This is a genomic window from Solitalea canadensis DSM 3403 (assembly GCF_000242635.2).
In the GTDB taxonomy this organism is placed as follows: domain Bacteria; phylum Bacteroidota; class Bacteroidia; order Sphingobacteriales; family Sphingobacteriaceae; genus Solitalea; species Solitalea canadensis.
This window is the reverse complement of the sequence record NC_017770.1, coordinates 3,271,546-3,293,686: the sequence shown is the minus strand read 5'-3', so window position 1 is coordinate 3,293,686 and position 22,141 is coordinate 3,271,546. Positions and strand designations below refer to the sequence as shown.

Sequence of the window (22,141 nt, the reverse complement as noted above, 5' to 3'; positions counted from 1 at the left end):
CTTTAGGTTGGCTATCTTCGAGGATTTTGGGGTTATAAATCAGGGTTAAAACGACTATAAATAAGGTTATAAATGACATGATCGTAAAGATTGAAAAGAAAGAAATAAGAGATGTTTACAAAACGGCTATAATTCAGCAAACTGCATTTTGGTCAAAAGTGAAACAACAGCAGGGAATCAGTTCAAAAGCGTTTGATTTTAAAGTTAAGGAGGATGCGCTTTTTAATGCAGATAGTAAATCTTCAATTGTTGGCGATTTGTTGGTGCTTATTCAACAAATAGACAACGAGCATTCTATTGCTTATGTACCATATGGTCCTGAAGTTGAGCCATGTACCGAAAATCAAGGCTTATTTCTGGAAGAATTATCCGAATCATTAAGATCATATCTTCCAAAGAAATGCATTATGATTAGGTATGACTTGGCTTGGGAGTCTCAATGGGCACATGAAAAGGATAGTTATGATGAGAATGGCGTATGGGTTGGTCCACCAGCGAAGAGATATCAGGAATTCCGCGTTAACTTTAATACACAAAACTGGAATCTGAAAAAGTCGAATTCAGATATTCTTCCTTCTAATACCGTTTTTCTGGACCTCAGGAAAGACAAAGAAGCGCTATTGAGAAGAATGAAACCCAAAACCAGGTACAATATTAATTTGTCGACCCGAAGGGGAGTTGCCGTAAGAAAAATTGGCTTAAAGGATCTTTCGGTTTGGTATGCATTATATAAAGAGACTGCTAAACGGAATCATATTCACTTGAATGAGCTAGAATATTTCAGAACAGTATTAACCGCACAGGCAAATGACACTTCATCTCCGGCAGATGTTGAACTTTTGTTGGCTGAAATCGACGGACAACCATTGGCTGCAATGTTTTTGGTTATTGCAGGCAATAGGGGGACTTATCTGTATGGGGCATCATCATCCGAGAATCGAAATTATATGGCTACGTATGCACTGCAATGGGAAGCCATGAACATTGCTAAAAAAAGAGGGTGTACGGAGTATGATTTATTTGGTGTAGCACCGCGACCAGATCCATCACATCCTATGTATGGATTGTATAAGTTTAAAACCGGATTTGGAGGAGACTTGCATCATGGAATGGGCTGTTGGGATTATCCGCTAAATGATGAAATGTATGGATTTTATACGGCAACTGAAATGAAAGCACAAGGCTATCATTTATAGTTTGTTAGAATAAAAGAGTGTGTAAAATGCACTCTTTTATTCCTGCTAGTAGCCTAATATTTTCTCCATAAACGTACCCCCAAGCGTAAAACAGGAGAGAAATCCGCAGTTGGTATGTTGTATTTAATTCCGTTGAAATCCATGCTTTCATTGCCTCTCAGATAAAGATGAACACCTGGTTGAACATAAAAATACCTTCCGATAAAGAATTGGTAGCTTATTCCTCCTCCAAAGTCATTACTTCGTATGTTATGTTGAATTCCGGTGCTTTTTTGTTCAATTGCGAAGGTGTGCATTTCCAGAAATGTATATAGTTCAAGATTTTTCCAAATATTATAGCCTAAGAAAATCCCAGGCGAAGTTTTATAGAACCTTTTAAAATCATCTGAAGCATTCTTAAGTCCTGCCGGCTCCGCATTATAAGAGCCCCCATTTATTACGCTGGCCCTGATCCTAAACTGATGATATCGATAACCAATCGCAAAATGGTAACCATTGGTAAGAAACATTGGTACCAAACTTTCCACTTCAAAGGCTTGTTTAACATTATAATTTCCCAGTCTGGTGTTTTGCGTGTTTAAGGTATCTGTTTGTGCAAACACTTTAGCAGTATACAGCAGTAAAATCAATACCACAAAATAACTTTTCATAATCATTGAGTTTAAATACATAAGCAAAACTCCGATTATAAGCAGTGAAACTACTCCGCATTTGTTACCAAATTACTTGTTGCTTACAATTTCATTGCGAATTCTACTTAAGGACTTTGGAGCTATTCCAAGATAGTTTGCGATATGATAGAGGGAGATTTTTTGAAAAACTGTAGGATACTGCTGAAGAAGTTTAATGTACCTTTCTTTTGCCGATAATACCTGTAAGTCTATACTGAGTTGTGTAATTCTTAGAAACGCTTGCTCCGTGAGTATTCTTCCCAGTTTCTCAAGTTTCGGCATTTCATCGTATAGAGCTGTTAACTTGTCATTTTTAAGAACGAGTAATTCGGTGTTTTCGATTGCTTTAATATTAATTAAGGAAGGAGCCTGCTTTAGTCGACTGAAGTTATCAGTTATCCAATCTCCTTCAAAAGCAAAATCAATTGTAATCTCATCGCCTTTTTCAGACGTTTTATAATAGATCATAGTTCCATAGTTTATGAATCCAATTGCATCACAGATGTTTCCCTCTTGTAGAAAATGCTGATTCTTTTCTAAGTGTTTTACAGCAAGGCAACTGATAAAGCTATCTGTCTCGTGATTATTAAGCGACACAATAGGAGTGATGAGCTGCATTATTTTATGGGTATTCATAATGGGAGATTTTAGGCGAAGTTAGAGAAAGACACGTAAGAATATATTTCATAAATGCACCAGCCTAAAGTTTTGTTAGTGTAAAAATAATTAATGATTAAGTTTAGTTTCTTGCTGTGAATTATATTATATTGATGGTGAAATTAGTAAGCAAAGGGTAGCCTTAATTTTAGGGTAAAATATATAAGAAACTATGAGAGTCAACCTTAGTTTAAATATCAGATTTCAAAACCTACAAATATTCGTCCTTATGTTTTGTTTGATAGATTACTTTCATTAGTAAAAAAAGATGGGTATGAAGTTGTTTATTTATCTGGTAATCAATTGTTTTTTGAAAACAACGTATGGAAGTTTGGTTCAAGAATAAAAGCTTTTGGGAAAATAGATAAAGGCGAGTTTGAAATTTTGGACTTGAATAATGGAGTAACACTCAGGTTTGTTTATTATATAGATACCCTAGTTGAAGTTGTTTTAATTCCAACTTTTATTTTGTGTGGTTTTACCCTAGATTATTTCATATTCATTTTTGCATTTATTCTAATAATACAATTGTTTATAAGAATAAGTGTACTTAGAACCAATTCAAAAAAAATATTTGAGAATATCATAAATTGAACGCCTGACTGAAAGGGTGGTGGTGAAACTATAGAGGTAAATCAGCTTTATGATATTTACAGAATAAGGTGGAATAAATAACGTAAGGCTGTTAAAGTGTATAAACAAAAAAATCCTGCAAGTATTTACTTACAGGATTTTTGTAGCCCATAGGGGAATCGAACCCCTCTTTCTAGAATGAAAATCTAACGTCCTAACCGATAGACGAATGGGCCATAACGGTATCCTAAATGCTAACAACCTAACAGCTATTAGCTAAAAAAGTAGCCCATAGGGGAATCGAACCCCTCTTTCTAGAATGAAAATCTAACGTCCTAACCGATAGACGAATGGGCCATAATGGCATTAATTATTTCAGATTAAATCAGTTCAACTAACCAATCTTTCGTTCCTATGAAAATTGATTTCTTTTGAACGAGGTGCAAAGGTAAAGTTATTAAGCAAAAAATCAATATTTTTATTTTAAAAAATAGGCGCTATTAATTAATTGATTGATTATTAGCGCCATTTTTTTATGTTTTGTTGATTGAAATAGCTTAATCCATTAGTTCTTGCACAGGCTCTGAGGTTGCTTTGTCAAGATTTTCAATAACAAGAGCTGCTGCTCCAATTATTTCAGCATCAAAACCCATTGATGAAATACTTAAGGCTGTACTATCAGCTAATCTTGGGATGGCATATTTATGCAACGCTTGTTGAATGGAAGGAAGGAGAATCTTTCCAATTTCAGCACCACGGCCACTAATAATAATAACCTCTGGGTTAATAATATGAATCAATATGGCAACACCTTTTCCCAAGGCATAACCCACATTCAGAAACAATTCAACTGCATACTGGTCGCCTTTATTTGCAGCTTCCATTATAGCCTTGGCTGCATTTTTAGGAGACATTTCTAAAATAGTACTCAAGCTGGTAACAGTTCCGCTCTTAACTTCATCCAGTGCTTTTTGAGCTACCAGTAGCAATGATGCTTCTGTTTCAAGGCAGCCTCGTTTACCACAGCTGCAAAGTGTGTCGTTTTCAGAGGTCGGGATGTGACTAAATTCACCCGCAAATCCAGTATGTCCCCTGAACAGTTCTCCGTTTAAAATCATTCCCAACCCAACGCCCCAACTCATATTAATTACCAATGCTGTTTGCTTTGATTTAGCCATACCGAATTTAAGCTCAGCTAACGCAATTAAGCTTGAGTCATTATCAATAAAAACAGGCAGCGACAAAGCTTCGCTAAGCTGTTCCTGTAAACTTTTATCCGAAGTAGGCAGGAAAGTATAATTAACACCTTTTTCAGTATCTATAAATCCGGGCATTCCAATTCCTACTCCAATAATTTTTTTCTCAGGAATGCCTGATCGCTGGATGTAATCCTTTATGTACTCTATAAGCTGAGGAATAGCATTATCATTATCTTTAAGCAACAGTTCATAGGTTTCAAGTGGCTTTACATAATTATTTAAGGAGTCTATTATCGTAATTCGGGTAGTGAGTTGATCCATTGCAACCGAAACAATAAACATTTCATTCGGCTTCAATGAGTACATCAATGGTCGTCTTCCACCACTGGAAGGAGCGTAGCCATCTTCAATTACTATATTTTCCTCAATCATTTCATTAATGACCTTGGTTACAAAAGGAATGCTTTTATTAACCTGTTCACTTAAATCAAGGCAGGAGAGAGACTGGTTGAAAAACAGCTGTTTAAGGATCTTATTTTTCAGATTATTGTTTTTTATCTTTTTTAGTAAGTGTTCCCATCTAATTGAAATAACCGCCGTAAACATAAAAAAGTAAAATAAAAGTTAAATAAACTTTTTTAAATAATTAAAAAGTACTTTCTTTGTTTTATAAAGATACTGAAAGATTGCTTATAGCGAACATATATTTAGCTAAAACGTTATAGCACTTCTTTGAAGTTCTACGGAATGTGGGTTGGACGAAATAAAATACTAGAAAACCAATTTTTGTACAATGACCAAAGCGAGCTTTCGAAACACAACCATTATTAATATAAAATCCAATTCTTACCATTTAAAATCAATTATTAAAATTATGAGAGCAATCTTTACTCAAAAGAATGCCTTGTTACTGTTTGCTTTGCTGCTGTTCTCCACAGTTGTTATGGCTCAAAATAAAGTAACAGGAAAAGTTACATCCGCACCCGACGGGTTGCCGATGCCAGGTGTTATTATAAGTGTTAAAAATTCGACAAAAGGAACAACTACGGATGTTGATGGTAATTACACGCTTAACGTACCACTTCAGTCAGTAATTTCATTTAACTTCCTTGGTTTTGCTAAAAGAGAAGTAACCTTTACCGGACAATCAACTATCAACATTGTACTTGAAGCTGAGAATAAAAGCTTAGGTGAAGTTGTGGTTACTGCATTAGGTATTAAGAGAGAGAAAAAATCTCTTGGTTATGCAGTACAGGAAGTAAAAGGAGAGAACCTTGTTGAAACAAGAGAAAACAACATAGCAAATGCGCTTTCAGGAAAAGTAGCAGGTTTACAGGTTGTTCGTTCAAGTAATGGTCCTGCCGGTTCTTCTAAAATTGTGTTAAGAGGTAATAACTCTCTAACTGGTTCTAACCAGCCATTAGTAGTAGTTGACGGTGTTCCGGTTGATAACTTCACCGGTGCTACTAACAATGACTTCTGGAACCCTACCCTTGATATGGGTAATGGTATGTCAGATATTAACCCTGAAGACATTGAAAGTCTATCAGTATTAAAAGGCCCATCTGCTGCTGCACTTTACGGATCAAGAGCTGGTAATGGTGTTATCTTGATTACTACTAAATCAGGTAAAAAACAAAATGGTCTTGGTATCACTGTAAATTCATCTGTTGGATTAGAAAATGTGTTTACTAATCCTAAAATGCAAAACAGCTTTGGTCAGGGCGAAAACAACATCTATAATAAAGAATCAAATCTAAGCTGGGGACCAAAAATTGAAGGTCAGTCAGTTCAAACCTGGGATGGGAAAAACACACCTATGGCTTCTTATGATAACGTAGGCAATTATCTTGATCAAGGGGTATCATATAACCAAAACGTAACCTTCCAACAAGTTTATAACCAAACCTCCATTTATTCTTCATTAAACTATCTGGATGATAAAAGCATGATCCCGGGAGTTAAGTTGAATAAATTAAACTTAATGGCAAAAGCAGTAAGTCATTTTGGACCGGAAAATCGTTGGACAGTAGATACCAAAGTTCAGTATACTAATAGCAATGCACAAAACAGACCTCAAGGTGGTCCACGTGGTGATAATGCTTTCTATACTTCGTATCTGCTTCCAAGATCCCTTGATATTACTCAGTTCAGTAATCCTTTAGATGCCAATAACAATATGCTTTGGTACAGAGGTAATACTTCACAGGTAAACCCTTACTGGACAAGTAAATATAATAACAATCAAGATATTCGTGATCGTTTGATGATGAATGGATCTTTGAAATATGAATTTACCAACTGGTTAAATGCTGAGGTTAAAGGCGGTGCAGATATGTACACTACTAATTTCGAAGCAAAACTATATGGAGGAAGCCCTATTACTCCTACAGGTAGATACAGTATGGGTAAACAAACGTTTAAGGAAACTAACTTCAGTACATTATTTACCGCGAAAAAGGATAATATTTTCGGTAAAGTAGGAGGTGTGGCTACTTTGGGCGGTAACTTAATGTCTCAGAAATTCAGCTCGTTAACCAATAGTGTTGGTGAGTTAAATGCAAGAGATTTATTCTCACTACGTAACGGTAAAAACAATGCAGTTGTTGACCAGTTAGGAACTGAAAAGAAGATCAACTCTGTTTATGGTTCATTACAAGTAAATTATGATGCTTACTTATTTGTTGATGCGACTTTCAGAAATGACTGGACTACAGCATTAAGTAAAGAGAACCGTTCTTTCTTCTATCCATCTATAAGCGTTTCAAATGTATTTACTGATATGATGGAGAAAATGGGAGCGAATATGCCAAGCTGGATCAGCTATGGTAAGTTAAGAGCTTCTTATGCAGTGGTAGGTAACGATATGAATGCATATCAGTTATACAATACCTATAAAATCGATAAAGATCCGAACGGAAATACTACAGCTTCAAGAAATGAGATTTTGTTTGATTCAAGTGTTAAAAATGAGTTGATCAAATCGTTTGAGGTGGGTGGTGATATGCGCTTCTTTGAAGGTCGTTTTGGATTTGACGTTGCCTGGTACAAATCAAATGCTACCAATCAGTTGATCAACCTTCCAATGGACCCATTAAGTGGTTACAAATACAAAAAAATCAATGCTGGTAATATCGAAAACAGAGGTTTTGAAATAACTGCTGATGCTAAGATTTTAACTAATCCACAGTCATTGAACTGGAACTTAATGGTTAACTACTCTACTAATAAGAACATTATTAAAGAGCTTTACCAGGATGTTAATCTTTATCCTTTGGGTGGTTATGATGATGTACAGATTGTTGCAGTAGTAGGAGAGAAATACGGAGATATCTATGGTAGCCGTTTCAAACGCGTTAACGATGCATCAAGTCCTTTTAATGGCCAGTTACTGGTTGACGAAAACGGTTTGCCTCAAAGAGATGAGCAGATCGTAAGACTTGGAAATCAGCAACCAACTGATCTTGTAGGTATCACCAATACATTCAACTACAAAGGTTTTGGACTATCATTTATGTTTGACGGTCGTTTTGGTGGTAAAATTTTCTCAGGAACTAATGCTGCAATGCAAGCAACAGGAACAGCTGCTGCAACTGTGGTAAACGGGGCAAGAGATAACATGGTTGTAGGTGGAGCTGTATTAAATCCAACTACAAACAAATACGAAGCAAATACTAAAGCTGTTACTCCTCAATTATACTGGGATAGAGTTGCAGGCGGTAACTTAGGTATTACCGAAGCTAACTTATATGATGCATCAAATATCCGTTTGAGAAACGTTCAGTTAAGCTATGATCTTCCTGCCAAATTCTTATCTAAAACACCTATTCAGAGAGCTAAATTTGGTGTAACATGTAACAATGTGTGGTTAATTAAGAGCCACATGAATGGTGTTGATCCTGAGTCTGTTTATGCAACAGGTACCAACGCTGTTGGATTTGAAAATGCAAGTGCTCCTACAACCCGTACATTCTTGTTTAACGTAACATTAGGTTTCTAAACAATTTAACTGAGATTAACAATGAAAAATATATTAATGAAATCATGTGTGTTGTTAGCAGCTGGTATGCTTGCAACCTCATGCAGTAAATTTGATGATTATACCAAAGATCCTTTGGCAGCAAGTCCGGATCAGGTTCAGGTTGAGTATTTTATCAATAATTCAATTATTGGTGCTCAAATGAATCCTGATGTTGCGGAAAGATCTTTCATTTTATATTGGAAAACAGCTGGCCACCAGCATAGTGTAACTGCCATATCGGGTGGTACATATAACGATGGCTGGACTTCAGCTTATTATGACCAGGTTTCAGGCTGGTTAAATTCAATTAATACAGCTATTCAAGTTGCAAATGAGCAGGTATCAAAAGGTCAGGCTAAACCATATACAAGTAACCTAATTCAGGTATCACGTATCTGGAGAGCTTATTTGATGAGTGAAATGTCAGATAACTTTGGTCCGATTCCAATTAATGCATTCCAAGGAGAAAATCCTGAGTTTTCAAGCGTAAAAGATGTGTATTACTTCGCATTAGCAGAGTTAAAAGATGCAAGTGAAAAACTTGATGTGACTGTATCTAACCCTGCCGGATTAAAAGATTTAGATCCTGCATATGGTTATGATTACAAGAGATGGAAAAAATATGCCAACTCTATGCGTTTACGTTTGGCAATGAGATTGTCAGAAGTGGATGCTAATAAAGCTAAAATAGAGTTTGAAGCGGCAGCTACTACTCTTGATAACCTTATTATTACTCCAATTGAAGCTTTCCAGGTGCAAGAGAAAGATGGATGGGATGCCTTAACAGGTGTAATGAGCCGTCCTTGGAACACTCAGCCAATTGCAGCTTCAATGAACAATCTGTATTTAGGTTTAGGAGGTGTTAAATCTCAGGATCAATTGTCAGCTGATTTCTCTTCATACATAAAACCAGCTAACTGGATGGGCCAGAAATTTGATGATCACTTTACTACTAAAACTAATGATCCTTCAGCAGGCTATTGGTTCGATGGTTTACCATACAGTATCGATCCTCGTGCATACAAAGCTTTCATTATCCCAGGTGATGTATCAAACCCTGATTTCACCAATTCAGGAGGTGATGCTGTAAACACAGTAAGAGACTTAGTGGATGATGCAGGTAATAAAGTTAAAACCATTGATGCTAAGTATACATGGAATGCACGCGTAGCAGGTAGCTGGGGTGCTAAAGGTACCAAAAACCAGGTAGTAACCTATGAAGGTACTATGCCTCGTCTATCAAATAAATTCAGAGATAGCAAGAACAAACGTATTTTCTTTGCTGCTTGGGAAACTTATTTCTTATTAGCAGAGGCTGCTGAACGTGGTTGGGGTACTCCTGTATCAGGAAAAGCTGCATATGAAGCTGGTATCAAATCAAGTTTCGACTATTGGGGCGTTTCGTCTTACTTAGGAACTTACCTTGCTTCGCAAGATTTTAACAGAGTTGGAACTTCAGTAAACTGGGATCATACTACTGAACCAAATGCTACTTATACCATGAACTATCAGAATGGTTATACTGGTGCAAATGGTACGGTTACTGTTTCTTACCCTAAAAATGATCTTTATAAAAACGGTACCGTTAGAAATGATCATTTAACAAAAATTATCACTCAAAAGTTCATCGCTCAGAATCCATGGTTACCATTGGAAGCTTGGAATGATCAAAGAAGATTAGGTTTACCATTCTTTGAAAATCCTGCGATCGAAACTCCTTTAGTGAATTTACCTGCATTGAACTCGTCAAATTATATGACAAGTAATATTAAATTCTTCCCTCAACGCATTAAATATCCTTCAAGCTTGCCAAATGCAAACGTTAAAGGGTACGAACAGGCAAAATCATTCCTGAACGGAGATGACGCAGTGCTTACCCCATTATGGTGGGCAAAACAGCAATAAGCTAAAAAAACAGTAGTAATAATGTTTTTCATAGTTAAATACGGTTGATAATAAAGGCAGGCCTCTGGTAGCAGGAGGTCCTGCCTTATTTTACAGGAAACGACTCTTTTGGGTCAACTTACTTTTTATTTGATCCTTTAATAAAAAGACTACGAAATACGATTGGAAAGCGGCAGGCTGGATATTCATCAGAGGATGTCAGCCTCCACCGCTACCAAATCATAAAGGATTACTAATTTGTACTTAAGCTAAATTGATCATTATGAAACTAAAGCCAATAGGTACTATCTCCCTTCTGTTTATAATGCTTTTGTTTGTAACAAAAGCTAATGCGCAATCATTCCCCAATTATTACCTTATTCCCAAACCGGAGAGTATGGAAACTCAGGACGGTATTTTCTCATTGGGAAAAAATACTATTGTCAATAATAACCTTGGTAAAGAGGCAAACGCAGCTATAGCTGAACTTAAACGTATGAGTAGTTTATGCTCACAATCTGCAACTAAACCAGGCTCAATTATATTCAAAAATGAAACGAAGCCTCTTCTGGAGGGTGGATATAAACTTTCTGTAAAGAAAGACCAGATTATTATTTCAGCTAACACTGAAGAAGGAGCTTTAAACGCAGTTAGTACAATAAAGCAATTGACAGGAGCTCCGTTGTTTTTGACTAAAGTCGTGGCGCTTGAGGTGCCTTGTGTTACAATTACAGATAATCCCCGTTTTCAATGGAGAGGAATGCATTTTGATGTTTCCCGTCACTTTTTTGATTTACCTTATCTACGTAAGACGATCGACAGAATGGCTTATTTTAAGCTTAATAAATTGCATTTACATCTTACCGATGATGAAGGGTGGCGGATTGAGATTAAGAAATACCCTGAATTAACTCAGAAAGGAGCCTGGAGAACTTATAGCAGACATGATTCGGTTTGTTTAACTCTTGCAAAGGATAATCCTGATTATGAATTGCCAAAGAAACATTTTAAGGTAATTAATGGAGTTAAATTGTACGGTGGATTTTATACTCAGGAAGAAATGAAAGGCCTGATTAAATATGCACAGGACAGAGGAGTTGAGATTATTCCGGAGATTGATATGCCCGGCCACATGATGGCTGCCACTAAGTTAATGCCATGGTTAACCTCATCCGGACAAGCGGCTTTCGGAAAAACGTTTTCAGAACCCCTTTGTCCATGCAAGGAAACCACTTTTGAATTTGCTGAAAATGTTTTTTCCGAGATTGCTGCACTTTTCCCAAGTCAGTACATTCATTTAGGCGCCGACGAGGTTGAAAAAACAAGTTGGGAAAAAAGTCCGGAATGTGCAGAGCTAATGAAAAAGGAAGGAATTAAAGGCGTTGAGGAACTTCAGAGCTATTTTGTTCACCGAATGGAGAAATTTCTGAACAGCAAAGGGAAGAAAATGATAGGCTGGGATGAAATTTTAGAAGGTGGTATATCACCAACCGCAACATTAATGTATTGGAGAGCCTGGGTGCCTCAAGCTCCTAAAATGGCTGCTGAAAAGGGAAATTACATGATTATGACTCCTGGGGAGTATTGCTATTTTGATGCTCAGCAAGACGATAATTCACTTCAAAAAGTATACTCATTTGATCCATTAAATTATAACCTTACTGAAGATGATAAGAAATTTGTAAGTGGAATTCAGGGCAACGTTTGGACTGAGTACATTTCTACCGAGAACAGGTATGAGTACATGGTTTACCCAAGAATGCTTGCCTTAGCGGAAAATGCGTGGTCAAACTCTTCTAAAGACTGGAATGATTTTGAGAATCGATTTATCGGCCAGTTGCCGTTACTGGACGCTATGCATATTAATTACAGATTTCCGGGGTTACGAGGTTTTAGCACGAAAAGTGCTTTTGTAGATAAAGCTGAACTAAAAGTGATAAATCCTGTAAGTGCTTTTAAAGTAAGGTACACGACTGATGGTTCAAATCCAACTGCTTCATCGCAATTGATGCCAGCCAAAATAGATATTACTCAATCAGCACAATTTAAGGTAGCTGCCTTTAGTTCAACTGGCAGGCATGGCGACGTGTACACGATTGACTACCAACAGCAAAACTACTTGGAGCCTGTAGGTAATACGGAGGGGATGAAAAATGGTTTGAAGTTTTCTTATTATCCTGGTCTATATAAATCAGTTAAAGAGATAAAAGAGACAGATAGAGATAAGCAAGACATTACTAAAGGAATTGAAATCCCGGTTGCCAATACGGCAGGTAGTTTTGCAACTAAACACACAGGTTATTTTTATGCCCCTGAAACTGGTGTTTACACTTTCTTTTTACGGTCAGATGATGGCAGTGTGCTGAAAATCGGCGGTAATACATTGGTTGATAATGATGGATTTCATACAGCGACTGAAAAAACTGCTCAAATAGCCTTGAAGAAAGGTTGTCATCCTTTTGAACTCCTGTTTATTGAAGGAGGAGGAGGTTACACATTGCAATTGCAATATGAATCACCTTCGGGAGTAAAACAAAGTGTTAAAGCTGAAAACTTCTATAACTAATAATAACTAAACTAAAGGCTGCGACGCAAACACCGCAGCCTTTTATTTATTCCGTTATTAACGCTTTGTATACGCCTCTGTCGGCAGTTATATTTAAACATTTAAACAATTCAGCCGGATCGAATCCCGTTTTTTATATTCTTCCTGTACTGCCGTTTTAGCAGCTGATAGTGCTTCTTTGTCCTTCCATAAGGCAATTGTTATACAAACGGTGTTTCCATTTTCATCAGTGTATTCGTAAGCATTATCCCTTATGAAGCCGGGCAATTTTTTGATGAAATTTCTGTTAATATCCAGCCTATCATAAAATTCTTTTTTTGCAGCTGCAGGAACAAGAAATTTATCGATAAACTGTACTTCATTAACAGGATCATTAGATAGTGAAGCGAGATCATCTGGCAAAGCATTAATCTGTTGCAGAAAGCCAAGTCTGTCGGTATGGATAGTAGTACTTATTATTTTTCCATGACTTAAATGATAAATAGCGATTCCGCTGGCCGTTATTTGTTTGCCAGTAGCAACAAAAGTTGTAAACTTACCCGAATGCGTTCCTTTCCAATCCCATTTCACTACTACTTTGTTATCTTCTGCGATTAAGTCTTCAAGATTCCAGTGGATATCGGGAAATGCTTTAAATAATGGTTTTATAGGTTCTGCAAATCCCAAAGGTCCTCTTTGTTGTTTTCAATAGTTGACATTTCTACCTCCTTGTTTATTGTTACGGAATTACTTTTACTAACTGTTTGGGCATAAGTGATTACTCCGATCATGTTAATGCCCAACAAGAAATAAACTGTTTTCATCTGTGTGATTTTTTATCAAAACTATAATCCCAAAGGCGGGTAGAATTGTAAAAAATCATTGATTTATCTGTACAAAGAAGATTTGAAGAAGTCTTTGCGTTGGGTCCGATAAACAACCGGAAATCTTTTATAAATGTGATTGATCAAATAAAATGAAGCTTCAGTTAGTGAATCGTAAGAAGGGTAGGAGTTAATAAAATGCCTTTAGAAGATAGGTTGCTTTTCTCCGCTTCCTGTTAAGCACAATATTGAAAAATTGATGGATACTAAAGTTTCGGATATTTAAAAGGTAAGGTAGCAAGAAAAATGGTTGAGTTAAGCGATTGTTAAATGAAAAAAAGCTTGTAATAGGGTCTTTGTTATTAATGTATTAAGCAATTTTTGCTTATAACTCGATTTATTTATCATAAAATAATATTTCCTTATAATCAGGTTAATATTGCTTAATAATTGGCCAATTAGACAAAATTTTTTATGCTTAAATAAACTTTAATTTATAGTCTAATCGTCAGGATTTTCATACTCATTCATAAAATTCTGTCAATTTCATTCGGTTGATTATATTAACAATATAGCCGTGTAAACCATTGATTATGAATAAGTTTTTGACAAGTATAATTGGTATACAATCTTTTGTTTTTATGATTGCATGCTCATGTTCACTTTCCTCTTTTTCCCAAACCCAATTTCCGTATAAGAATCCTCAACTTTCTGTTGAAGAAAGGGTGAAAGACCTGTTGTCAAGAATGACCCTGGAGGAAAAATTTTGGCAAATGTTTATGATACCCGGGGACTTGGATGAAGGGAAAGAAAAATATACAAATGGCTTGTTTGGGTTTCAGGTAAGCTCAAAAGGAAATGCGGATGCCGCAGGCCAATTACTCAATTACAGTTCTCCAACAACTGCATTGGAAACAGCCAAAAAGATTAATTCTATCCAGAAATATTTTGTTGAAGAAACGCGCTTAGGCATTCCCATCATTGCGTTTGATGAAACATTGCACGGCCTGGTACGGGACGGGGCTACTGCTTTCCCACAGGCAATTGGCCTTTCTGCAACTTGGGATACGCAAATGATGAATCGTGTGGCTGAAGCCATTGCAAGAGAAACAAAAAGCAGAGGTATTCGGCAAATATTATCTCCGGTTGTCAATATTGCTAGTGATGTGCGTTGGGGAAGGGTGGAAGAGACCTATGGAGAAGATCCATATTTGTCATCAGAAATGGGAGTGGCATTTGTTTCGGCGTTTGAAAAAATGGATGTGATTACTACCCCAAAGCATTTTTTAGCGAATAGTGGCGATGGTGGTCGCGATAGTTATCCGATTGATTTTAATGAGCGCTTGCTGGAAGAACTGTACTTGCCACCTTTTAAAGCTTGTTTTGACCGCGGCGGCTCTCGCAGTGTAATGACTTCTTATAACTCTTTAAACGGAAGCCCATGTACTGCAAATGATTGGCTGCTTAATAAGAAGCTAAAGCAACAAATGAATTTTAAAGGCTTTGTTATTTCAGATGCTTCAGCAGTAGGTGGTGCGAATGTTTTACATTTTACTGCAAAAGACTATCCCGACGCTTCAGCAAACGCCATTAATAATGGCTTAGATGTAATATTTCAAACGGACTATGAGCATTATAAACTGTTTATTCCTCCTTTTTTAGATGGAAGAATCAGTGAGAAGATTATTGATGAAGCGGTAAGGAGAGTGCTGACTGTGAAATTTCAACTGGGGCTTTTTGAACATCCGTATGTAAATGAAAGCGAGGTAAATAAATGGAATGGAAATCCTGTTCATAAAAGTTTGGCAAAAGAAGCCGCACTAAAATCAATCGTTTTGCTTAAAAATGAAAACGATGTATTGCCATTGCAAAAATCAATAAAGTCTTTAGCTCTTATTGGAACCGATGCTGAGGAAGCCCGGTTAGGTGGGTACAGTGGTCCAGGTAATGGAAAAATCAACATACTGGACGGCATCAAAAATAAACTAGGCAAAGCAACGAAGGTTAACTATGCTCCCGGTTGTGGTCGTCAATCTCCGGAGTTTGCTGTCATTCCTTCAGAAAACCTATTTAGTAATGTAAATGGAAAAATAGAGAGCGGCTTAGTCGCTGAGTATTTCAATAATATAGGGTTAAATGGTAAGCCTGTATTAACAAGGGTAGATAGGGAATTAAATTTCCGTTGGACTTTATACTCCCCACACCCTGATATCAATTATGATTTCTATTCAGTTAGATGGGTAGGTAATTTAAAAGCGCCAGCTACTGGTAAGTTTAAAATCGGTTTGGATGGTAACGATGGGTATCGACTGTATTTGAACGGGAAACTGGTGATCGATAATTGGAAGAGCCAAACGTACAGCACAAAGTTAACAGACTACTATTTTGAAAAGGATAAAGAGTATGATATCAAGGTAGAGTTTTTTGAGTCTTCTGGTTCTGCATGGTTTAAGCTGGTTTGGAATGTAATAGAGGCCAATGATTGGCAGAAGAAGATTGATGATGCTGTATTAATTGCAAAAAATAGTGATGTTGCTGTTGTTGTTGCTGGTATTGAAGAAGGTGAATCACTCGATAGGGCCTATTTAAATTTACCTGGTCACCAGGAAGAAATGATTAATAAAATTGCGGCAACCGGTAAACCGGTGGTTGTGGTTTTAATTGGAGGAAGCGCCATCACCATGACGAAATGGATCGATAATGTTTCTTCAGTAATTGATGCCTGGTACCCAGGAGAAGAAGGTGGGAATGCATTGGCAGATGTGTTATTCGGTGATTATAATCCTGCAGGACGTTTGCCGATTACTTTTCCTATTGCTGAAGGTCAGCTACCCTTAGTTTACAATCATAAACCAACCGGCCGAACCGATGATTATGTAAATCTTACCGGACAGCCTTTATTTCCTTTTGGCTTTGGATTAAGCTATACCAAATTTGAGTACACTAATTTGAAGTTTGATAAAAAGCAGATTGCCAAAAATGAATCAACCGTAGTTCATTGTGCCGTTAAGAATACCGGAACCCGGGCAGGAGAAGAGGTTGTGCAGTTGTACGTACGTGATTTGTTAGCCTCGGTTGCTCGTCCGATGAAAGAATTAAAAGGTTTTCAACGCATTTCTCTGAAACCAGGAGAAGAAAAGGAAGTTGTTTTTCCGATTACTCCCGACCTTTTAAAAATGCTGAACGAACAAATGAAGTGGGTGGTTGAACCGGGAGAGTTTAGAATTATGATAGGAGCATCTTCAAAAGACATCAGACTTAGGGATATTCTTACAGTTGGGAATTAAACGTTATCACAGGTTTGCTTTACAATAAATTGATCAATCCAAAATCCAAAATTATATATGAGAAGTAGTTTACTTAAATTTTCACTCGTCGCTGTACTGGCTTTTCAGATCAGTGGGTTGCGTGCACAAGAGAAGGAGTTTCCCTACCATTGGCCTGGCGATTCGTTAGTGAGTAAAAAATTGACGCAATGGCAAGATTGGAAATTTGGAATCATCATTCACTGGGGGCCATATAGCCAGTGGGGAGTGGTAGAAAGCTGGAGTCTTTGTCCGGAGGATGAAGATTGGTGTATTCGCCGTGGTCCATATGCAGAGAATTATAACGAGTATAAAAAGGCTTATGAAAATATAAGGTCAGCGTTCAATCCTGTTCAATTTAACCCTCAAAAATGGGCCGCAGCTGCAAAGCAAGCGGGAATGAAATACGTGGTGTTTACCACAAAGCATCATGATGGTTTCTGTATGTACGATTCTAAGTACACTGATTATAAAATCACGGATAAGGGAAGCGTTTTCAGTAAGAATCCTAAGAGCAATATTGCCAAAGAAGTTTTTAGTGCATTCAGAAGTCAAGGTCTTGGCATTGGAGCATATTTTTCAAAACCTGATTGGCATAACGAAAATTACTGGTGGCCATATTTTCCTCCTTTGGATAGAAACGTGAATTACGACCCGGCAAAGTATCCGGAACGCTGGAAGAGCTTTCAACAGTATACTTACAATCAACTTGAAGAGTTAACGCAAAACTACGGCAAATTAGATATTCTTTGGCTAGATGGGGGACAGGTTCGTCCGGAGTCATCATTAACTGAAGAAACCAAAACTTGGTTGGGCAAAAAACGCTGGATTCAGGATGTTAACATGCCTCGTATTGCTGAAATGGCAAGAAAAAACCAGCCCGGTATTTTGATGGTCGACAGAACTGTGCACGGTGATTTTGAAAACTACCGTACCCCAGAGCAACAAATTCCAACAACAGTTCCAAATTATCCATGGGAAAGCTGCATTACACTGGGAGATAACTGGTACAGTACCGGGCCTAATGAGAAATACAAATCAGTGAATTGGGCCATTCATACACTGATCGAAATTGTTGCTAAAGGGGGCAATCTTCTGTTAGGAATTGGGCCTGATAAAAGTGGCGATTTGGTTCCGGAAGTTTATGACCGATTGAAAGGTATTGGAGCATGGATGGATATCAACAACGAAGGCATTTATGCAACAGTTCCTTACAGTATTAACCAGTCTGCAAAATGGAGATTTACAAAAAGCAAAAAGGGTAATCAGGCTTATGCATTTTATTTAGCAGATGAGAAAGAAGAATTAATGCCGAAAGAAATTATTCTCCCTGTTTTAAAGCCAAAATCTAAATCAGCAATCTATTTGCTGGGTTATGATAAACCGTTGAGTTGGAAACCGGCAGAGGAGGGTGTGATGATTGCTATTCCTGCGGTGGCGGTAACAAAATTAAAAGGACAACCGGCGTGGACTTTCCGGGTAAATACAGATTCAGAGTAAAGATTATTTCAAGGAGAAAAATAAGAATGGTATTACTTGGTCACATTTTTTTCTGCTGAAGGAGTGTTGCTTGATGCAGTGTTTGCAAAATTTAAATTCTTATGAAGAGATTGAGTCAAATTATAGTTTGCTGTATTGAAATCAATTGTTCATATATTCTGTGTAAATAAAAAGTTACAAAAACTTTTTTAATCAATTAAAAAGTGTTTTATTTGTTTTGAATTGTATACAGAATACAAAACCGAATATTGTTTTGATTTCCTGAAATTTTAAATTATAAAACCAGACGCTCCTTGTCAACCAATTTGAATAAAATAACCCAAACGAAAATTTAATTATAAACAATTCATTTTATGAGCTTTCACAACTTAGCTAAATCGATTTTTAACCAATTTTTTTACGAAACTATCAAATTATGAAATCAACCTTTACGTTAAAAAAAAGCTTGATGTTTTTGACATTGCTCTTGTGCTCCACATTTGCAATGGCACAAAACAAGAAAGTTACCGGTGTGGTAACTGACAAAAACTACCAGCCTCTTCCTGCAGTCAGTATTCAGGTTGTAGGATCAGCACAAGGAACAGTAAGTGATGAGAATGGAAAATTCACTATTTCAGTTCCGGAGAATGGAAAATTGAGCTTCAGCTTCATAGGATTCAAAACAACGGTTATTACTGTAAGCCAAAAGACTTCAATGAATGTTATACTCGAAGAAGATGAAAAGACTTTAGGTGAAGTTGTTGTTACAGCTTTGGGCATTAAGAGGGAAACCAAAAAACTTGGGTTCTCTGTTACTGAAGTTAAAGGTGATGAGTTGGCAAAATCAAACCAAGTTAACCCAATTGCTGCATTGCAAGGTAAAGTTGCAGGTGTGAATATTAACATGGGTGCTGGTGGTCCTCAGTCAAGCTCAAGAATTAATATTCGTGGTAATACATCCTTAGCTGGTAATAATCAACCTACTATTGTTGTAGACGGAATTATTATTGATAATGTAACCACAGGTGCTGGAGAGTGGGGTGGAGCTTCTGATTTTGGTAATGAAATGAAGAACCTGAATCCTGATGACTTTGAATCAGTATCCGTTCTTAAAGGAGCTGCAGCTACAGCATTGTATGGATCAAGAGCAGGTAACGGTGTAATTGTAATTACTACCAAAAAAGGTAGCGCAAGAAAAGGTCTTGGAATAAACTTTAGCAATACATCATCATTTGAAAATGCCTACAGTGGTCTTGATTTTCAAAATATATATGGATCAGGATCAAAAGGAAAATTTGCTAATGGTACTGATGGAATGGATGAAATTGATCCAAATAATAGCTGGAGAAGTTGGGGACCTCGCATGGACGGTCGCGAAGTTCGTGAAACAGATGGAAGTATCATCAAATTTTCTCCTCAGCCTAACAATTACTTGGACGCTTATGAAACAGGTAAAGTAATCAACAGCAACCTTTCAATGGAAGGAGGAAATGAGAATACAACTTTCCGTTTCTCTTATTCAAACCTTGCCTCGAGTGGTATTACTCCTAAGAATAATTTCGATAGGAACAATTTTAACCTTCGTGCTACCCATAAACTTTCTAAATATGTTTCATTAGACGCTGGTATCACTTATGTAAGAAGTCAGGCCGACAATCCGGCTCGCCAGGGAGGGAATGATAACATCATGTTTAAATATGCCTATGAGTTGCCAAGAAGCTACCAAACAAACTATTGGCTACAACGTGATCAATATATTGATCCTAAAGGGGGAGTAATTGAGAATGACCCATATGCTGCATATTATTGGTTCGAGCTCTTTGAAAATAATAATTTCCAAAAAGAAGATAACCTTCGGGCCAACTTGGGTATTACCGGCAATTTAACAAACTGGTTAACTTTAAACCTAAAAGGTAATATTGCTAATCTTTATGCAAATACAGAAACACAAACCTTAGGTCCCAAAATTGGCTTTTCAGACGGTTACTATGAAAAATATCAGGCTGAGAAAAAACAGTATCAACTTCAGGGTATTTTAACTGCAAACAAACAGCTTACAAATGATTTGGATTTTGGCGCAAGTCTCGGCGGCGAAATTTGGAATTACGATGACCGTCATGTTCGGGCTTATTCTGATGGCGGTTTAAAAGCTCCATTCCAGTTTACCTTATCAAATTCTGTAAAAAATGCGAAGGTTGAAGAGAAGGTTGATGGAAAAAAACGCATGAATGCGGTATTTGGTTTTGCAAACCTTGCCTATAAAAAAATGCTTTTCCTTGATCTTACTGCCCGTAATGATTGGTCTTCGGCCTTAACCTATACTGATGGTAGTGGGACCAACTCTTATTTTTATCCATCAGCAAGTTTATCATGGGTATTTACGGAAGCATTCCATTTGCCAACCTATTTCTCATTTGGTAAGCTTCGTGCTTCTTGGGCTAAAGTTGGTAAGGATACCAAAGCTTACGATACCAACATAGGTAACTATATTTTTATAGATAATTATAAAGATAGAGAAGATAATAGTATTCCTCGCTACGGATTTGATTCACCTGGTATCGGTAATCTTAATCTAAAACCTGAAATTACTAAGTCAATTGAAGTAGGTGCTGATGTAAGATTCTTTAATGATCGACTGGGTTTAGATGTATCTTACTATAAGAGTAATACCTATGACCAAATCATGAAATTGGATATACCTCAAGAAAGTGGAGCAACTTCAAAAATTATTAATGCCGGTAATATTCAAAATCAAGGTATAGAGGTATTATTACGTGGTACTCCGGTTAGAACGAAGGAATTCTCGTGGGACGCAACACTTACATTTACCAGAAACCGTAACAAAATTATTGAATTAACCGAAGGTGTATCTCAATATGTATTAGAATGGGGTATGGGAAATGATGTGCAAACTGTTGCTGAGGTGGGAAGTGCTTACGGTGAAATTAAAACCAAATACGCTTATGCAAGATATCAGCAAAAAGATGCTAATGGTAATCCTGTAAGTCACGCAAGCAATGGTCAAAAGGTGCTAAAGGCTGATGGATATTATATGCGTTCTGAAGCAATGGGTCAGGGATATCTTCCGGTAGGTAACATGCAGCCAGACTTCTTATCAAGTCTTACCAATAGCTTCAACTACAAAAACTTCAATTTAGGATTTATGTTGGATGCCCGCGTAGGAGGAGACATGCTATCAGCTACCTATAATTATGGAATTTGGAATGGTGTTTTACAAGAAACCGTAAAAGGACGTGATAAAGAAACTGGCGGTTTAGAACGTAAGACATTTGATGCAAGTGGAAATGTAACCGGTACCTTTTATGATGGTATGATCCCGGAAGGAGTATTTGCTCAGGGAATCAAAATCAAGGATCCAAAAGGTGTTGAACATGATGTAAGCGGTATGTCTTTTGAAGAGGCATATAAGCAAGGTATTGTTCAACCAATAACTACTGAAAACTACTACAGAAATTTAGCTTCTTGGGGTACCGGTATTCGTGAACATGCTGTATTTGAATCTACCTGGGTTGCAATGCGTGAACTTTCATTGGGTTATACGTTCCCTAAATCTATCACTAACCGTTTAAGGTTGAATAATCTTCGTTTGAGTTTGATTGGCCGTAATTTGTTCTATTTATACAACAGCGCTCCTGGCAATGTTAATCCTGAAGGACTGTACAATAACAGAGCCGGTTCAGCCTTTGAATACGGAGGAATGCCATTTACCAGATCACTTGGTTTCTCGATTAATGTTGGACTCTAAGAAATCTATTCAAAATTTGTT

Annotated in this window: 12 protein-coding genes and 2 tRNA genes; 7 read left to right on the top strand and 7 right to left on the bottom strand. The window is 37.1% G+C overall.

All coding sequences use genetic code 11. The annotated features are described in order from the left end of the window. Positions 1-77: 77 nt before the first annotated feature. The gene (locus tag SOLCA_RS13560) at positions 78-1,196 is read left to right on the top strand and encodes a lipid II:glycine glycyltransferase FemX (protein ID WP_014681027.1); all 1,119 of its coding nucleotides are present in this window, start codon (positions 78-80) and stop codon (positions 1,194-1,196) included. 53 nt (positions 1,197-1,249) lie between these two features. On the opposite strand, the gene SOLCA_RS13555 is transcribed toward SOLCA_RS13560, so the two are convergent. The 5 genes from SOLCA_RS13555 to SOLCA_RS13530 form a co-directional block, all read right to left on the bottom strand. Beyond that, entirely contained in the window at positions 1,250-1,846 is a 597-nt protein-coding gene (locus SOLCA_RS13555; RefSeq protein ID WP_014681026.1) for a hypothetical protein, read from the bottom strand. Positions 1,847-1,918: 72 nt separating this feature from the next. Beyond that, on the bottom strand, positions 1,919-2,503 hold the full coding sequence (locus SOLCA_RS13550; RefSeq protein ID WP_014681024.1) for a Crp/Fnr family transcriptional regulator: 585 nt from the start codon (positions 2,501-2,503) through the stop codon (positions 1,919-1,921). A gap of 758 nt (positions 2,504-3,261) precedes the next feature. Then, a tRNA-Glu gene (locus SOLCA_RS13540) sits at positions 3,262-3,333 on the bottom strand. A gap of 49 nt (positions 3,334-3,382) precedes the next feature. Continuing rightward, positions 3,383-3,454, bottom strand: a tRNA-Glu gene (locus SOLCA_RS13535). A gap of 200 nt (positions 3,455-3,654) precedes the next feature. Then, positions 3,655-4,902 carry an ROK family protein gene (locus tag SOLCA_RS13530; protein ID WP_014681022.1) on the bottom strand — a complete coding sequence of 416 codons (1,248 nt, stop codon included), beginning with the start codon at positions 4,900-4,902 and terminating at the stop codon, positions 3,655-3,657. A gap of 268 nt (positions 4,903-5,170) precedes the next feature. Between SOLCA_RS13530 and SOLCA_RS13525 the strand changes: the two genes are divergently transcribed. The 3 genes from SOLCA_RS13525 to SOLCA_RS13515 all read left to right on the top strand — a co-directional run bounded on the left by SOLCA_RS13525 (position 5,171) and on the right by SOLCA_RS13515 (position 12,767). After that, entirely contained in the window at positions 5,171-8,296 is a 3,126-nt protein-coding gene (locus SOLCA_RS13525; protein ID WP_014681020.1) for a SusC/RagA family TonB-linked outer membrane protein, read from the top strand. A gap of 21 nt (positions 8,297-8,317) precedes the next feature. After that, positions 8,318-10,222 (top strand): SusD/RagB family nutrient-binding outer membrane lipoprotein, encoded by a 1,905-nt coding sequence (locus SOLCA_RS13520; RefSeq protein WP_014681019.1) that lies wholly within the window; start codon positions 8,318-8,320, stop codon positions 10,220-10,222. A 262-nt stretch (positions 10,223-10,484) separates the two neighbouring features. Then, positions 10,485-12,767: a family 20 glycosylhydrolase gene (locus SOLCA_RS13515; protein WP_014681018.1), complete on the top strand. Its 2,283-nt coding sequence runs from the start codon at positions 10,485-10,487 to the stop codon at positions 12,765-12,767. 93 nt (positions 12,768-12,860) lie between these two features. Here SOLCA_RS13515 and SOLCA_RS22435 read toward each other — a convergent pair whose 3' ends face one another. Next, entirely contained in the window at positions 12,861-13,433 is a 573-nt protein-coding gene (locus SOLCA_RS22435; protein WP_014681017.1) for an ester cyclase, read from the bottom strand. After that, positions 13,412-13,570, bottom strand: a complete 159-nt coding sequence (locus SOLCA_RS23210) for a hypothetical protein (RefSeq protein ID WP_014681016.1) — start codon at positions 13,568-13,570, stop codon at positions 13,412-13,414. Before SOLCA_RS23210 ends, SOLCA_RS22435 begins: the two co-directional genes overlap by 22 nt. Positions 13,571-14,211: 641 nt before the next feature. On the opposite strand from SOLCA_RS23210, the gene SOLCA_RS13500 reads away from it, so the two are divergent. The 3 genes from SOLCA_RS13500 (at position 14,212) to SOLCA_RS13490 (ending at position 22,120) form a co-directional block, all read left to right on the top strand. Further along, entirely contained in the window at positions 14,212-16,857 is a 2,646-nt protein-coding gene (locus SOLCA_RS13500; protein ID WP_042479826.1) for a glycoside hydrolase family 3 C-terminal domain-containing protein, read from the top strand. A gap of 57 nt (positions 16,858-16,914) precedes the next feature. Continuing rightward, on the top strand, positions 16,915-18,375 hold the full coding sequence (locus SOLCA_RS13495) for an alpha-L-fucosidase (RefSeq protein ID WP_014681014.1): 1,461 nt from the start codon (positions 16,915-16,917) through the stop codon (positions 18,373-18,375). Positions 18,376-18,790: 415 nt separating this feature from the next. After that, the gene (locus tag SOLCA_RS13490; RefSeq protein WP_052308595.1) at positions 18,791-22,120 is read left to right on the top strand and encodes a SusC/RagA family TonB-linked outer membrane protein; all 3,330 of its coding nucleotides are present in this window, start codon (positions 18,791-18,793) and stop codon (positions 22,118-22,120) included. The last annotated feature ends 21 nt before the right edge of the window (positions 22,121-22,141 follow it).